This window comes from uncultured Pseudoteredinibacter sp., assembly GCF_947500695.1.
GTDB lineage: Bacteria > Pseudomonadota > Gammaproteobacteria > Pseudomonadales > Cellvibrionaceae > Pseudoteredinibacter.
Genome location: NZ_CANMSS010000005.1, coordinates 79,768 through 95,154 on the forward strand (window position 1 = coordinate 79,768; position 15,387 = coordinate 95,154).

Sequence of the window (15,387 nt, forward strand, 5' to 3'; positions counted from 1 at the left end):
GATTTTGATAGTTTTTGTTGAAGGACCCTAAATCCCTATAAAAAAGCCCGGAATTATCCGGGCTTTTGGAGACTAGCAGAGTATCTTAAAAATGATACTGCGCCGTCAAACTAAACTCGCGTCCGCGATTGTATATACCTTCATAGGTTTGAAAAGCATCACCAATAATGCCGGTCATTAGGTATTTCTCATCGTTAAGGTTTTTCAGTGCGAATAACACTTCCCATTGCTCGTCGGCGCTGGTCCAGTTTAAATTAGCATTAAGGAGATCATAGCTAGGTTGTGCAATCAGTTCCGTATTAAAGGAATCCATATATTCCTTTGAACGGTAAGACCAATCTAGTCTACCCGTTAACGTACCTGCTTCGCCTAAATCCCAGTCATGGTTGATGGCGATGCTGGCGGTTCGTTCTGGTACACGTTCAAATTCATCGTCCGCACGAATAAATGTTTCTTCGAATGAAATGTCATCATAGCGAGCATTTAGCCAGCCGTAGCTAGCTTCAATAAGCCAGTTTTCAGCAGGCAGCCATTGGGTTTCCAGCTCCCAGCCGGTAATTTTCGCCGAAGCGGCGTTTTTGGTTACCGGTGCTACGCTGGTAAATACTTGTACTTGCAGGTCATCGTAAACGGTATGGAAAACGGCACCATTGATTCGAAGGCGACCATCCAAGCCGGTGTACTTGGCGCCCAGTTCATAGACTTCTACGAATTCTGGAGCGAAGTCTGGAATTAATTCCTGATCTGTTGCGCCAGCCGGCGCAGTAAATCCGGCAATCTGTGGGGGGAATACACGCTGGGTAAAGCCACCTGACTTAAAGCCTTCTGAATAGCTACTATAAACCATCAACTCATCATTGACGTGAAAGCTGGCATTGACCATTGGGGTCAGCTCAGAGATAGATTGGCTATCGGTAGCGAATGGCAGTACTCGGGTGCCGACTTGCATAAACGGCGCATCTAATAGTGGGTGACCGGAGCCTGCAAAGTAGTTGTTTAAAATTACCTGGTCAGGTGAGAAAGACTTATCTTCTTCTGTGTAACGAAGCCCCATGGTTAGGCTAAACCAATCATTGATATTCCACGTGGCCTGGCCGAATGCCGCTTTGGACGTATTTTCAAAGCGACCGCCACTGGTAAAGTTGGACATGACAAAATCTAGGGTATTTACATTATTACCGTCTTCTTTGAAGTAGTACAAACCAAAAATCCAGTTTAAGGAGTCATCAAAGTGATTGCCCAAAAGCTGGAATTCTTGAGTAAATTGCTTCTGCTCTAAGGTGTCATGAAACTGAGAAACGCGGTGGGGCGAGTGATCGCCATCGCGGGCAAATTCAGCGTCAAGATCACGCCATGCAGTAATGGATTTAAAACTGATATTATCGTTTAGATCTAAGCTAACGTTTAAGTTGCTAGCCATAAAATCGCTATTGGAAAATGCCGGTGCAGTACCAAGGTTCTGATCATCACCCACTTTATAACGTAGATCGTAACAACCAGGTACAGCTAAATTGATCGGCATGCCAGGATTAGCACAAGGCGCTCCATTGGTCGCGCCCGCAGCTGCATTAGCGCCAACGTTATGAATTACCGCCATTGGTGGAGTTTCTGGGTCGATAGGGTTTCCAAGGTTGATGCCCAGTAGGCTCATAGCAGGGCCGTTTTCTCGATCTTTTGAAAACTCTAGAGAGAAATTCACTTCGCTGCTGTCGCTTGGTGTCCACAGTAGGTTTAGGCGGCCGGTTTGAGTGTTGTCATCACCTAGGTCGATGCCGTCTGTGCGATGAACATAGCCATCTTGCTGCATGTCCGCGAAGGAAATTCGGCTTAGTAAATTGTCAGATAGCGGGATATCTACACTGCCCTTTATAACGCGTTTGCTATCGGTGCCGACTGTGGCGCTTATTTTCCCGGAGAACTCTTCGCTGGGTTTTTGGCTAGTGATGCTGATGGCACCACCGATGGTGTTGCGGCCAAACAGCGTACCCTGTGGACCGCGCAGCACTTCTACTTGGGCGATGTCCACAAGATCCAAGATAGCGCCTACGCTGCGGGCGATATACACACCGTCAACATAAAGACCTACACCTGGCTCTGTGGTCGGTAAGAATTCTTTTTGACCAACACCACGGATATAAATCGATGCAGCGTTGGAGGCACCGCCAAAGCTTGGATTACTCTGAAAGCTCATATTAGGGCTATAAGCGGCTATGCCGTTGAGCTTGGTCATGCCACGCTTTTCCATGCCTTCACCGCTAAAGGCTGTTACGGCAATCGGCGTATCCTGCAGACTTTCTTCACGTTTTCGAGCAGTAACGGTAACTTCTTCGATTTGCCAGCCAGAGCCTTCTTGGGCAGTAGCGGGCAGGGCAGTAGCGAGTAAAGCGCTGCCGCACAGTAGGCTTATAGGTAGTGCGGCTCTTTTACTTTTACAGGCTTGTTGAATGGAGTGGGCAAGCTTTTGTGGCCGTGGGCTCATATTCATATCCTCGGGCAATATCATTATTGTTTATTTTCTTGAGCTTGAGTTTGAATAGGTTACATGTAATTAACTATTCGCTTTTTGCAGCCTGTATGCAGAAAGTGCTAGGCGATGGGGAAAGATTTGAATAAACGGAGATATTTGTAAAAGCAGAAACGAGTGAGGAGGCATGGAGAGGTTTTGACTAGCGTTGCATCTTCTTTCATGAAAGTGGTCTAGATGAACTATCTGCCCTCAGTGCATAACAATGTCTTTTTCCGCATATCTAAGCAGTGCCTGCTCAAAATAGCATTGTTCCATCGACGTAAAGAACGATGTCTAACCGAGTAGCAGCAAGTAATTAGAAATAAGTCAGCACTTATATCGAATTGCAGCTAGCAAAAAAGTGCACATAAAAGAGATAAATATTATGCCTAATACTGCACAAGCCAATCAGGGTATCGATCCAATGGCCTTTCGCCAGGCCTTGGGAAGTTTCGCCACTGGTGTAACGGTGGTTACCGCAAAAGATGATTCAGATAGTTCTAAAAGCAGCTATGTGGGCACCACTGCCAGTAGTTTCAATTCAGTATCACTAGATCCGCCATTGATACTTTGGAGCATTGATAAAAAAGCCCGTAGCTTACCGGTGTACGAAAATGCAGAGTACTTCGCTGTCAATGTATTGGCTGCGGATCAAGTGTCTTTATCAAACCACTTTGCGCGCCAGCAAGAGGATAAATTTGCGGGCATTGATTTTGAAAACGGAGTCGGTGGCGCGCCGCTCTTAAAAGGTTGTGCTGCTCGTTTTCAGTGTCGCACCCAGCATATTTATGAGGGCGGTGATCATCTTATTATTGTGGGAGAAGTGGTTGATTTTGATACCACTGGCCGTAAAGGTTTGATGTTTCATTCGGGGCGTTATGTAGTCTCTAGCTTTCACCCTTGCAATCAAGATCCTTCTGCCGAATCTGTGGAAAACAAAGCCTTTGTTGACGATTATCTTCACTACCTAGTTGGTAAGAGCTTTAGCCAAATTATGGATAAGCTTGAAGTGGTACTGCGTGGCCAAGGGTTGGATGAAAATGAATTTCGCGTATTGGCCTCTCTAGGCGGCTTGTCAGGCTGTACTCTGTCGGAGCTAGTTCATAACGCGATTTTATCTGAGGATGAGGTGAACGATCGTTTACGCCATTTGGAAACCATGGGCTTGCTTAGCCGGGAGTACAAAGAAGACGAAACCTATATTCATCTCACTAAGGCTGGAGAAGAGCGGCTAGAGCCCATGTTGAGAGCTGCCAAAACCAATGAGGCGGATGCTCTGGGCGTTTTCACTGCTGAAGAGGCATGCCAGCTAAAAGCATCGTTACGTAAATTGATCGCCTGGACAGGTGAGTAATGTTGTTGGCGAGATCTAGAAAATCTCAGTTGGTAAATCGATCTTAAAGACTTTAGATAAATATATTTAGAATAATGAGGAAAGAATTATGCGTGGACTACAAGGTAAAGTGGCCATTGTAACCGGCGGAGCAGCGAGTATTGGTGAAGCTGTAAGTCGTGCATTGGTTAATGCTGGTGTAAAAGTAATGATAGCGGCGCGCAGCGCCGATGTTGGTACGGCTTTGGCAGCAGAGCTGGGTGAGCAGGCGGCATTTACCGCGACAGATCTACAGCAAGACAGTGATATTGAAAAGCTTGTAAGCGCTACTGTTGAAAGCTTTGGCCAAATTGATTTTGTCATCAACGTGGCGGCCTTATATGCCGACGATGGCATGAATTCAACGCGTGAGCAATGGCGCGATACCTTCGATACCAATATTAATGGTCATGCAATTTTGGTGCGTGAAGCATACCCGCATTTATGTAAAAGCGAGGGCGCGGCGGTTGTTAACTTTGGCAGCATTTCTTCCAATATCGCTCAAGCAGATCGCTGGACCTATCCGGTATCTAAAGCAGCTATCCATCAGTTAACCCGCAATATGGCCTTGGATTTAGCGAAGGATAAAATTCGCGCGAATACCATTATGGCGGGCATCACTTGGAGTGTGCCAGTGGCAGGGCTGACGGAAAACAACCGTGATATCGCCGATGAGGTCTGTGCAAATTATCAACCTTTAGGGCGCGTTGTTGAAGCTGAAGAGGTAGCAGACGCAGTATTGTTCCTATGCTCCGATCATGCCTCCTTTATTACCGGCGCCGAGTTGCCAGTAGACGGTGGATACTCTGCCCTAGGGCCAGAGGCAGCAGAATCTTGCATGGTAGCGATGATGCGAGCAGTTGAGGCGGCTAAATAACGGCCGCTGGCTAGACTCTTTGAAGAGTTTATTACAGTGAATTGAAAGTCAATGTGCTTATTGTGACAGTTTGTCAAACCCGCTTTTGAGCGGGTTTTTTTATGGCTATAAAAAAGGCCATGAACAATTCTGATAAGGAAAAAATATTGATAAGAAAAACGGCGCCGATGAGAAACAAGGAGCTCAATTAAAGAGTCATGAAAAATCAGTACATGCCCTTAGCTTGTTCAATTTCAGCTAAGTAGGGTTTATTTTTTTCGAAGGTTTTGTACAGAGCTTTTAATACAAAGCCTTCTTAAAGGTCTCAGAAGGCGATTCGCCGTACACTTCTTTGTAGGTAACTGAGAAACGGCCTAGCTGGGTAAAGCCCCAGCGAGTGGCGATATTGGTCACGCTATCGCCGTTAGCCGACAATAGATCGTTGCGGGCGTGCTCTAAGCGCAGCGCACGTAGATAGCTAAGCGGGCTTTGGCCACGAAATTTACGAAAGCCTTCGTGCAAAGAGCGTGGGCTTACGCCCGTTTCTTGCACCAAATCATCAATAGTGATCGCCTGGGTAATGTGGTTGCGAATGTACTCTTCAGCTTTTTTAACATGGGCTGGAGCAATAGACTGGCCTTTGGCCTGCAGTGCATCACTATAGTTGTGCCCTTGCGCGTGCAAGAGTTGGGTAATAATCAATTGCTCCATATGTTCAGCACCCGGGCTATTGGTGATGGGGCATATGGATTCAAATTCGGTCAGCATATAGTCGATCAGACGCCACCAAGCCCTAACTTTAGGTTGGTCACCCTGCATCAGTAAATCAAACTCTAAAGGCTGGTTAAGCGGGCGTGAGATCATTGCTGAGAGCTTTTGTTCGATGGCTTGTCTCGGAATCTGCACCATTAATTGCTCGCAGTCTTCGCTCCAGCGCATAGACAGGTGTTTATTGGGCGAGGGAATAGACGCACAACACTCAGTGGAGATGGCGCTTTCTTTACCTGAATTAATCTCGGCCCAGCCGCTTAGGGGCAACTGAATGAGGAAGAAGCGATCGAGTTCGCCCGGTTCTATCTCGACCTCATTGCCATAACGCATGTAGTTGAGGGAGATATTGCTCATTTTGGCATGGTGATGTTGAGCGTTTAAGCGGCTACCTCGAGCCATGCCCAGCTTATGGTCACAATAGACCTTGGCCACTTCGGCTCGTACAAAGTCGAGGTTATCAGAGTGAAATAACTTGTGTTTGGGCAGAATCATCATCTCGGCAGCCGTCTTATTATTGTCTAAGGCACTCTTTACAATACTGCTTTTAGCAGGGTGCTTTTCACTGAATATACCCATCCAAACTGGCCCTGACCAGATGCTAGCGCATAGAAATCGTGGTTTTGGGGAGGTTTTGAATAATGTCTGCGTTTTTTGAATAGCCAAGATTTCCTTTAGTTACTAAAGGTTATTAGCTGTTGTCTGCTTATATCTTAGTGTTACATGTAAAGTAAATAATTTTTAACTTGATGTAACCCTTTTCAGAAAAGTGCTCGTCTAAGTTTGTAACCAACAAAATAAGAGATCGAGACACACATTATGAACCTACGTTCTTACACTAAGCTTGCCGCCATTGCTCTAGCTACCGCTTCTCTATCGGCTTGTCATATTCATTTGGATTTGGAAGATGGCGACGGTGATTGGTCCTACAGCTCGGGTCGAATTAAGGGTTCTGGTGTGAAATCTACCCAGAGTATTGATATCGGCAGTTTCGAAAATCTGCGCTTAAACTCCTCCGCTGATGTTCAGATCAGCCTTGGCAAGTCCCAGCAGATTACCCTTACTACGGACGATAACCTGCTCAGCAACGTTAGCTTCACTATCAAAGGCGATACCTTGGTAATCTCTAACGATAAAAGCTACAGCACCAAGCTGGGCACCAAAATTGATATCGAAGTACCTGAGTTGGATGCGGTAAAAGTATATGGCTCTGGCGATATAGATTTAGAAGGCGCTGAGCATATGCGAGATTTTGCTGCTCGGGTGTATGGCTCTGGTGATATTGCACTTGACGATATTGAAGTGAGTAATCTTGAGCTTGAGGTTAACGGTAGCGGCGATATCGTCGTCGATGGTCGAACAAAAGATCTACGTATTAAAGTTAATGGTAGTGGCGATATTGATGCGCGCTCACTGGAAGCACGTAATGCTCAAGCTAGAGTCAATGGTTCGGGCGATATTGTGTTGCATGCGACTGAAGAGCTTAGTGCAGCTGTTTCTGGAAGTGGTGATATTCGCTACAAAGGATCACCTAAGGTTTCTGTTAAAGATAATGGTAGCGGTGACGTTCGCTCTTTGTAAGACTTAGTTTACGAGCTAAAAGCCCTGCTTAGGTTTTCCTAGCAGGGCTTTTTTTGTTTATCCTGTAATTGATTTTGCGACTAAATAACCTGATCCGCCACCAAGCCCAGGCCCCGGGTGTGTGGAGGCGCCAATGTGATAAACATTACTCACTGGCGTTTGGTGGTTTTTAAGGGCTTTCAGTGGGCGCCAAAACAAAAACTGATCCAAACTACAAACGCCGGAATAAGCATCACCATGCAGCAAATTAATATTGGCGCTTTCCAAATCTTTCGGCGAGTAAACCACACGTTCTAGTGTGGCACTTTTCAGGTTAAGAATATTTTCGCTAAGCTGTTCAATCACTCGATCAGCATAGGCCTCTCGAATATCTTCGTTCCATTGCCCATTAGCTGGACATTCAATTTCGGCTCGAACATCACCTTTGATAAGTTGAGGAATTTCTTGTAATTGAATCCATAAAATCCACTTGCCATCTGGAGCTCGGCTCTGATCAAGGGCTACCGGTTGGCATACGACAATGGTGGCTTTATCAGGTAGTAATCCACAGTCGGCCTCGGTGACGGCTTTAGATACTGCATCTAGGCCAGGGGTGACGTGAAGCATAACCACATCTTTCATTTTGGAATCTTGCCATTGGGCAGGTTCATCCATAGCGATGTGGATCATCATCATGCCGCGACCGTAGCGATAGTCTTTTGCTTGCTGTTTTACTTCAGCTGGGATGCTGGCTTGTGGTAAGAGCTGGCCGTATAAAGCGGTGGGGGTTACATTGGCGATTACGCCTTTGTTGGCAGCAAAACGTGTTCCATCTTTGCTCAGTACCGCAGTAGCTTTATTGTTCTCAACAATAATTTCGCTAATATCTTGTTGCGCGATAAGCTTGCCGCCATTTTCTTCGATAAGTGCTTTGTAGGCTTCAACAATCCCTTGGTTGCCTCCTTTAGCAACCGGGTTACCGGTTTGTTCAATACTAAAGGCCATCACTTGGTTCATTAAGCCGGAGAACGAAGATTCTGGACCTAGGCCCGCATGTAGCACCCATGGCGCTAGCATGGCACGTGATAGTGGGGATTTGAAATCACGTTCCAGCCAGCTACGGGTATTGGCCATGGCGTGGGCTGCAAAATTTAGAATGCCTTGCAGTCCAAGTTTCCAAGTATATTTTAGTAACAGTTTTACCGTTGCAAAGCTCCATAGTGAAGAGCCTAGTAAGCCAAAAACCAATTCGGCTTTCTGTTCTAAATCTTGCATGGCGGCTTGGTAGCGATCACCGTCGCCAGGGCTAAGCTGATTCATGGCGTCGATGTTCTTTTGGCGGTCACGCTGCAGTACTAAGCTGTCCCCATTGGGAAGCACGACGCCGGTAGGGCTGTCGTTATTGCAATACTCTAGCCCTAGGCGATGCAAGTCGTCCCCTAATTCAGCATAAGCGGGTGAAGAAACCACTAATGGATGTACCGCTGAAAATACTTCGTGCTTAAAACCTGGCAGACTTATTTCTTCGGTTTTAATACAGCCACCAAAATGATCGTTTCGCTCTAATACCGTTACAGAATGCCCAGCTTTGGCCAGCAGTGCTGCGCAAACTAATGAATTCATGCCGCTGCCAATGATGATGTAGTCACTGCTGTGCATAGAAGGTTCCTCACTCAATATTGTTATTTTTACTGCTCCAACATAACCCGACTCCAGCGTTCAAAGAACCGATATCTATCTGTAATTAGGGATTTATGCGCGGCTTGTACAGGTGCTGCGTAAGTCGCATAGTTTTCGCGCTCGGTGACACGTTAAATAAAAATAAGCGTGGAAATAAGCGCGGTGGAAGAGTGTGTATAAGCGCTTCTTGGCCGTAACATAGAGGATAAAGTGATGAGAAAAATAACGATTATTGGCGCTGGTCAAAGCGGTTTGCAGTTGGGTATTGGTTTGCTGAAGCATGGCTATGAGGTGAAGCTTGTCACCAATAAGACGGCAGAAGAAGTTGCTGCTGGTCGAGTGCTTTCTAGTCAGTGCATGTTTGATATGGCCTTGCAAAATGAGCGCGATCTCGGATTGAATTTCTTTGACGATGATTGTCCTTGGGTTGATGGTATTGGTTTTAAAATTAAAGATACCCCTATTGCTTGGCAGCACCGTCTAGATAAGCCAGCCCAATCGGTAGATCAACGCGTAAAGATGCCAGTATGGATGAAAACCTTCACAGACTCTGGCGGTGAGCTAGTGATTGATGAAGTAGACGTTGCTGATTTGGACCGCTTGTCGGCTGAGTGTGATTTGTTGCTGGTCGCTTCGGGTAAAGGTGATATCGGTAAGATGTTTGAGCGTGATGCCGTGCGTTCATCTTTCGATAAACCTATGCGTGCCTTAGGTTTGACCTACGTAAAAGGCATGAAAGCTCGTGAAGATTTTTCGGCGGTAGACTTTAATCTTATTCCTGGGGTGGGTGAGTATTTTACCTTTCCTGCGCTAACTACCAGCGGCCCATGTGACATTATGGTATTTGAAGGTGTGCCAGGTGGCCCTCTGGATTGCTGGAAAGGAGTGGATTCACCTGATCAACATTTGCAGGTGAGCAAGGATATTATCGCAGAGTTCGTTCCGCAAGACATGGAGCGCATTAAAGATATCGAACTAACTGATGATAACGGTATTCTGGCTGGGCGCTTCCCTCCTACCATTCGCAATCCAATTGGTCGTTTGCCTTCCGGTCGAATTGCCTACGGCATTGCTGATACAGTTTGTTTGAATGACCCTATTACCGGGCAAGGTTCGAACAATGCCAGCAAATGTGTCGCTGTTCATCTAGCCAGCATTTTGGCCAATGCTGATCAGCCCTTCGATGAAAAGTGGATGTTAAAAACCTTCGATAAGTATTGGAGTTACGCACAGTGGGTTGTGTCTTGGACCAATGCGTTATTGTTGCCGCCCACTGAAAAAATGGTACAGGTATTGGCCGCCTGTGGCGAGGACGAAGCTATGGCTCAGCGCTTTGTGAACGGTTTTGATGATCCACGTGATTACTATCCTTGGTTTATGGAGCCAAACCAAGTTGATGTGGCGGGTAATTGGGCTTAATAGCTGTTATTAACATCTGTACTCAATGATTGAGTAAAAAGAGGAATGGCCGCTGGTTGAAAACAGTCAGCGCTTTTTCTCTAATTGGCTATTGGTAAAACATAACGGCCACGAAGCTGACCATCTATATAGGCTGCTTCGACAATTGAGCCTTCAAAGCGTGCATTTTCGTCGATAAGATAAGCTGGTACTTTTATCTGAATGGCGGGGTCTATATCTAACGCAAGTAGGGCATACCAGCGGGTGTCGCTTTGATTGAGGTGTTGAACATTGGGAACAACGCGTCCTTGCTCGACAACGCCGATAACGCGAAATTTACGCCACTGTGTATTCTGATTGGCCAATGGCCTGCCTCGCTATTGTGCTTCCTGCTGCCAATTTATAGCAATTGCTAAAAAATTCAATCCATTAATAAATAAGTTAAGCGGCGAATTTAACAATATAAAACAAGCTACAAAAAACGGGCCTTTAAGGCCCGTTTTTTGTTTTCGCGAAAGATGCTTTACACATCACTCCACTTAAAGTTCTGGTATTCGTCGCGTAAATCTTTCTTGCTCAGTTTACCTGTTGCGGTATGAGGCAATTGCTCAACGAAAACGCAGTCTGCAGGAATCCACCATTTGGCAACCTTACCTTCAAACCAGTCCAGCATTTCCTCTTTACTGATTTCTTCGCCTTCTTTAACGATGGCTAGCAGAAGAGGACGCTCGGTCCATTTCGGATGAGATACACCAATAACCGCCGCTTCGGCAATCTTAGGGTTATCCACCGCGCAGTTTTCAAGCTCGATGGAAGAAATCCATTCGCCGCCTGATTTGATAACATCTTTAGTGCGATCGGTAATTTGCATCAGTGAGTTTTCATCCATAAAGGATACATCACCGGTTTCAAACCAGCCGTCTTCAGCACCGCCAGTATCAAGCTTATGATAGCGCTCGGTGATAAATGGGCCGCGTACCTGTACTGCACCGGAAGATTCTCCGTCCCAAGGCAGTTCATTGCCGTCTGGATCCACAATACGCAGATCTACACCATAAATTGGGCGGCCCTGACGCAAGCGGTGAGTATCGAACTCTTCTTTGCTCATGTTTTCATGGGCATCTTCGGCAACACGGTTATAGGTTCCTAGCGGACTCATTTCCGTCATTCCCCAAGCGTGCTGCACGGTAACATTGTACTGCTCGCGGAAGGCATCGAAGATGGATAGTGGGCAAGCTGAGCCACCAACGGTTACACGATTCAGCGTATCGACGGTTTTGCCGGTTTTCTCTAGGTACTGAAGTAGCGCTAGCCAAACAGTTGGAACGCCTGCCGAGCAAGTAATGCTCTCAGAATTGATTAAGTCGCATAGAGTTTCGCCGTCACCCATCTTAGGGCCAGGCATTACCATTTTCACACCTGCCATTGGGGCTGAGTAAACCAAGCCCCAGCCATTAACGTGGAACATAGGCACGATAGGCATGGTTACGTCATTACGTGATAAACAGAAGGCATCAGGTAATGAACTGGCATAGCAATGTAAAACGGTAGAGCGGTGGCTATAGACAACACCTTTAGGGTTACCTGTGGTACCTGAGGTATAACAAATAGCCGATGCTGAATTTTCATCCAGTTCTGGCCAATCAAAGCTATCCGACTCGCCTTCCAGCAAAGTTTCGTAGCAATGTACATTGCGCAGGCTGGTTTCTGGCATATGGGCTTCGTCGGTAAGCACGATATAGCCTTTTACACCGCTTAGCTGATCTTGTAGGCGCTCCATGGTGCCAACAAAGGCCACATCGATAAATACCCACTGGTCTTCAGCGTGGTTGATAATGTAGTCGATCTGCTCATCAAACAAACGCGGGTTTACTGTGTGGCAAACCATACCAGAACAAGAGATCGCGTAGTACAGCTCTAGGTGACGATAGTCATTCCAGGCCAAGGTGCCGATGACATCGCCTTGCTTGGCGCCAAGTTTCTCTAATGCATTGGCTAGTTTGCGTACGCGGGCAAAGGCGTCTTTATAGGTGTAGCGGTGGCGAGGGTTATCAGCGGTTACTGAGACCACTTCGACATTTGGGTAAACTTTGTCCGCAAAGTTCATCACAGAAGTGATGTTTAGCGGCATATTCATCATCGTGCTTTGCATGGGATGCTCCATTTTATTTTCATCGCGGTGCCTGGGCCAATGTGGTTTATCGCTAACCACAATGACCACCAAGGCTTTAGCCTCGAGGGACGGGCTCAAGTATAAATTCAAACGCTTGTTTGATGCTAGCCTGAAAAGGGCGAATTGTTTTACATATTACGCCCTTTTGCTTAGGGCGCCACAGAATAATGGCGCTGGAGCTGCCCTTGAAAACGACCGCTTGCAGATATGCTTTTATTGAATGATTTTTATAACTTCACCCGGGCGAGGTTCGCCTGATGGGTAGTAACCATTGATGATGCGAAGCAGATCGGCGCCATTGCGCCCTAAACGGGCCTGGCGGGCTAAATCTTCAAAACGAGTACGATTATTGGCTTTTACAAAATGCAGGGTTTTATTGCCCTTCTGGGCCAGCTGCCGGCGCTCTGGACGGAAGCTACTGATAATATCCATCACTTGGCTATCGAACTCGCCGCTTAACTTTGGAGATTGCCATTCACTGCTCAAGGTGTACATGAGGCGTCCACGAGCAATGGCGGCGATTCTTTGCTGGCCTTTATTGTTATCGTCGATGATTCCAGTGTGACCCGACAAACCTTTTAAATATAGAGGCTCAGATTGTCGCAACAGCTTTACCTGGTAATGTTTACGCAACCATTCTTCTACCGCCGCGCCTGAAAATTTATTGATACCCACACTTAGCACAGTCTGGCCTTCAGGGTTATTGATACTGATACTTTTGCTGCCTTGCTTTACATCCCAGCCGGCCGGGTAGGCAAAGCTGAAGCCAAGGCTGCTGTGGCGATAGCGCTGCTCTTTTTCCTGCTCTGATGATGACTCGTCTTGTTGGCTAAGCTTACCGACTGTTGCTTCGCTATTGTGCCCAAACACCATCCCGTTTACCGCTTGGCGAAAAGCGCTTGTCTTACGCTCGCCTTGATCAGCTTCGGCAACATTGATGAGCTTTTGCAGGCGCTTGTCATTGCGTGGGTGGCTAGAAAACACTCCATGGTAAGCCGTGGCTTTGCGACCCGAGGCTCGCGCTAAACGTTTTTGATAGACCTCATGATCTTTTAGGATTGCAATAACCTCATACATGGCTTTAGCCGGGTAGCCGGCAGCGCTAAGGTATTTTGCGCCCAGGCCATCAGCTTCGAGCTCCATATCACGACCATAACCCTGAACGGCAGCGCTGGCGTAAAGACCAGTTGCCTCGCCGACTTCGGCGCTACGGGTGAGTATGGCGGTTAAAATGGATAGGGTTTTTGCACCCGTGGCTGCACTTTCTTGTCGTACAGAATGACGCGCTGTTATATGGGCAATTTCATGGCCAAGGATTGCAGCGAGTTGCGCTTCATTTTCAAGATAGGCGATCAAGCCGCGATTTATGTACACAAAGCCGCCAGGAACCGCAAAAGCATTTACATCGGGGCTATCAACAATAAAAAACTGGTAGTTAAGTTCTGGACGATCGCTGACGGCGGCTAGCTTTTGGCCAACTTCGTTTACGTAACGATTAAGTTTTTCATCTTGGTATAAAGGCGTGCTCTGCAAAAGCTTATCGTGTACTTCTTGGCCTTTCTTTATTTCGGAAGACTCGGAACGAAACACTACATCGGGGGACCCGGTCGCTGGATTAACCGAGCAAGATGTTGTTTGCAACAGAGCGCCGCCGAGCAATAGACTTATGCTTAGTTTGTAAAAAATAGATTTGGACATGAACCTTATGCTCCTGCGTTAGCGGAAGAATCGGGAACGAAAATTTCTCGAAGTTGTGCACCTAAGCCTTTACAGGCATTACTTTGTACCCTTGCAAGTAGGGGGATAGGCACCACAAGCGCGGGCATATAACTGGTTCCTTTGGCGTCGGCACTGACTTTGGCCACTAGGTCCTGTTTTTGGTAATCCCACACTTCGGCCTCGTAATCTGATTTATCATCCCAGGTTCCAAAGCCAAAACAACCGCCACCACCTGGACCAACGGCGCAGCCAACAGATCCCGCCGAGCCGGTTTGCTGGGTGCTGCCATCAATCCAGATTACGTAGCGCAATTTGAGTTCTTCGATCTTCTCTCTCACTTGAGGTTTTTTTACTAGGTGTGCAAGGCGCTTTGGACGCATCGGTGCCATACGAGGTTCGAACCAAGGGTAGAGCTCATCGACAAATTGTTTTTCAGGGATGACAGATATTCCGCTTTGATTGGCACTGATTACTTTGCCAACACAATTGATCAGGTCGGGCTCAGTTTCATAATCTGGAGAATGCCTACGACCCAGCAGTACGATGCGATCCCCGCTGGCAAGGTTGGTTTCAGCTCGCTGATATTCATCGATGGTAACCGATGTGCAAGCACTTAAGCTAAGTAGGCAAAGGCTAGCCAATAGATAACTAGGGTGTTTCATTTTGCACTCCCCCTCGATCAGCAGCTTGTTGTTGGTGAATACTTGAGTCACGCTTTCCCATCCAGTCTTGCAATTCTGGTACGCGGGAAAAGTTCACCGTGAGATTGGCCCCGAGATCACGTAGCGCGACGATGATCGCTTCATTCATAGCGGCTTCATCTGATTGCATAAAACCTGAAGGGGTTTTGCCATAGGCAGTAATAAACCAGTCGGCCAAGAGCTGTCCGTCGTTTTGGTAAAGCTGCATATTGTACTTAATCCAAACCTCAAAAATTTTACTGCGGGTCTCTCGAGGTAAGCTATATTGGAAGTCGCTCAATGTTGGCTTAACGATAATATCGACCCCAGGCAATTTGAAGGCCTCACTTTCAGGGTCTGGGCTTTGGCCTGCCCACTGTTGAAAGAGTGAAGGAAGTAGGCTCTCGAAAAACTCCTGCTGTGCCACCCCTGTTTGTATATTCCATTTGGCGCGGTCTTTGTCGTCTTCTACATAGCTGTGTGAAGTTAATTCTGGGCTGTAGTAGGCCGCGCCATGCAGTGGCATAGCGGTTGTTAAAGGGCTGGGGAACTGGCCCTTTACGGTAAGCTGGCTGGAGCAAGCTGCTAAAATCAGACTGCCTAGCATCAGTAATGATCGGCTGTACTGTTTTCTCATATAAGACTCTTTCTATTATTGTATAGTCCGATTACACA

General features: G+C 46.9%; 12 protein-coding genes. 4 read left to right on the forward strand and 8 right to left on the reverse strand.

Going from position 1 to position 15,387, the window contains the following annotated elements; translation table 11 throughout:
- Nucleotides 1-85 precede the first annotated feature (85 nt).
- Nucleotides 86-2,479 (reverse strand): TonB-dependent receptor, encoded by a 2,394-nt coding sequence (locus tag Q1A08_RS10975; protein ID WP_299772764.1) that lies wholly within the window; start codon nucleotides 2,477-2,479, stop codon nucleotides 86-88.
- 412 nt (nucleotides 2,480-2,891) lie between these two features.
- On the opposite strand from Q1A08_RS10975, the gene Q1A08_RS10980 reads away from it, so the two are divergent.
- The gene (locus Q1A08_RS10980) at nucleotides 2,892-3,860 is read left to right on the forward strand and encodes a flavin reductase (protein WP_299772766.1); all 969 of its coding nucleotides are present in this window, start codon (nucleotides 2,892-2,894) and stop codon (nucleotides 3,858-3,860) included.
- Nucleotides 3,861-3,948: 88 nt separating this feature from the next.
- Complete coding sequence (locus Q1A08_RS10985) at nucleotides 3,949-4,755, forward strand: SDR family oxidoreductase (RefSeq protein WP_299772768.1); 807 nt, start codon at nucleotides 3,949-3,951, stop codon at nucleotides 4,753-4,755.
- A gap of 279 nt (nucleotides 4,756-5,034) precedes the next feature.
- Here Q1A08_RS10985 and Q1A08_RS10990 read toward each other — a convergent pair whose 3' ends face one another.
- Nucleotides 5,035-6,081, reverse strand: coding sequence for an AraC family transcriptional regulator (locus Q1A08_RS10990; protein ID WP_299772769.1), 1,047 nt, complete (start codon nucleotides 6,079-6,081; stop codon nucleotides 5,035-5,037).
- Between the two features lie 240 nt (nucleotides 6,082-6,321).
- Here Q1A08_RS10990 and Q1A08_RS10995 point away from each other — a divergent pair, with 240 nt between their 5' ends.
- Nucleotides 6,322-7,083: a head GIN domain-containing protein gene (locus Q1A08_RS10995; protein WP_299772771.1), complete on the forward strand. Its 762-nt coding sequence runs from the start codon at nucleotides 6,322-6,324 to the stop codon at nucleotides 7,081-7,083.
- Nucleotides 7,084-7,140: 57 nt separating this feature from the next.
- Here Q1A08_RS10995 and Q1A08_RS11000 read toward each other — a convergent pair whose 3' ends face one another.
- Nucleotides 7,141-8,721 (reverse strand): NAD(P)/FAD-dependent oxidoreductase, encoded by a 1,581-nt coding sequence (locus Q1A08_RS11000; protein WP_299772773.1) that lies wholly within the window; start codon nucleotides 8,719-8,721, stop codon nucleotides 7,141-7,143.
- Between the two features lie 234 nt (nucleotides 8,722-8,955).
- Here Q1A08_RS11000 and Q1A08_RS11005 point away from each other — a divergent pair, with 234 nt between their 5' ends.
- Complete coding sequence (locus tag Q1A08_RS11005) at nucleotides 8,956-10,161, forward strand: styrene monooxygenase/indole monooxygenase family protein (protein WP_299772775.1); 1,206 nt, start codon at nucleotides 8,956-8,958, stop codon at nucleotides 10,159-10,161.
- Between the two features lie 80 nt (nucleotides 10,162-10,241).
- On the opposite strand, the gene Q1A08_RS11010 is transcribed toward Q1A08_RS11005, so the two are convergent.
- From Q1A08_RS11010 to Q1A08_RS11030, 5 genes are all read right to left on the reverse strand, one after another.
- A complete protein-coding gene (locus Q1A08_RS11010; protein ID WP_299772777.1) occupies nucleotides 10,242-10,505 on the reverse strand; it encodes a hypothetical protein in 264 nt (87 codons plus the stop codon).
- Between the two features lie 158 nt (nucleotides 10,506-10,663).
- On the reverse strand, nucleotides 10,664-12,292 hold the full coding sequence (locus tag Q1A08_RS11015) for a long-chain-fatty-acid--CoA ligase (RefSeq protein WP_299773167.1): 1,629 nt from the start codon (nucleotides 12,290-12,292) through the stop codon (nucleotides 10,664-10,666).
- Between the two features lie 234 nt (nucleotides 12,293-12,526).
- Nucleotides 12,527-14,011 carry a M48 family metalloprotease gene (locus Q1A08_RS11020; RefSeq protein ID WP_299772779.1) on the reverse strand — a complete coding sequence of 495 codons (1,485 nt, stop codon included), beginning with the start codon at nucleotides 14,009-14,011 and terminating at the stop codon, nucleotides 12,527-12,529.
- Nucleotides 14,012-14,016: 5 nt separating this feature from the next.
- Nucleotides 14,017-14,694: a hypothetical protein gene (locus Q1A08_RS11025; protein ID WP_299772781.1), complete on the reverse strand. Its 678-nt coding sequence runs from the start codon at nucleotides 14,692-14,694 to the stop codon at nucleotides 14,017-14,019.
- Nucleotides 14,681-15,349, reverse strand: coding sequence for a hypothetical protein (locus Q1A08_RS11030; protein ID WP_299772783.1), 669 nt, complete (start codon nucleotides 15,347-15,349; stop codon nucleotides 14,681-14,683). Before Q1A08_RS11030 ends, Q1A08_RS11025 begins: the two co-directional genes overlap by 14 nt.
- Nucleotides 15,350-15,387: the final 38 nt, after the last annotated feature.

Excerpts from the sequence above, each read along its gene's own strand:
- Q1A08_RS10975 (WP_299772764.1), bottom strand. The coding sequence starts at position 2,479 with ATGAGCCCACGGCCACAAAAGCTTGCCCACTCCATTCAACAAGCCTGT.
- Q1A08_RS10980 (WP_299772766.1), top strand. The coding sequence starts at position 2,892 with ATGCCTAATACTGCACAAGCCAATCAGGGTATCGATCCAATGGCCTTT.
- Q1A08_RS10985 (WP_299772768.1), top strand. The coding sequence starts at position 3,949 with ATGCGTGGACTACAAGGTAAAGTGGCCATTGTAACCGGCGGAGCAGCG.
- Q1A08_RS10990 (WP_299772769.1), bottom strand. The coding sequence starts at position 6,081 with ATGGGTATATTCAGTGAAAAGCACCCTGCTAAAAGCAGTATTGTAAAG.
- Q1A08_RS10995 (WP_299772771.1), top strand. The coding sequence starts at position 6,322 with ATGAACCTACGTTCTTACACTAAGCTTGCCGCCATTGCTCTAGCTACC.
- Q1A08_RS11000 (WP_299772773.1), bottom strand. The coding sequence starts at position 8,721 with ATGCACAGCAGTGACTACATCATCATTGGCAGCGGCATGAATTCATTA.
- Q1A08_RS11005 (WP_299772775.1), top strand. The coding sequence starts at position 8,956 with ATGAGAAAAATAACGATTATTGGCGCTGGTCAAAGCGGTTTGCAGTTG.
- Q1A08_RS11015 (WP_299773167.1), bottom strand. The coding sequence starts at position 12,292 with ATGCAAAGCACGATGATGAATATGCCGCTAAACATCACTTCTGTGATG.
- Q1A08_RS11020 (WP_299772779.1), bottom strand. The coding sequence starts at position 14,011 with ATGTCCAAATCTATTTTTTACAAACTAAGCATAAGTCTATTGCTCGGC.
- Q1A08_RS11025 (WP_299772781.1), bottom strand. The coding sequence starts at position 14,694 with ATGAAACACCCTAGTTATCTATTGGCTAGCCTTTGCCTACTTAGCTTA.
- Q1A08_RS11030 (WP_299772783.1), bottom strand. The coding sequence starts at position 15,349 with ATGAGAAAACAGTACAGCCGATCATTACTGATGCTAGGCAGTCTGATT.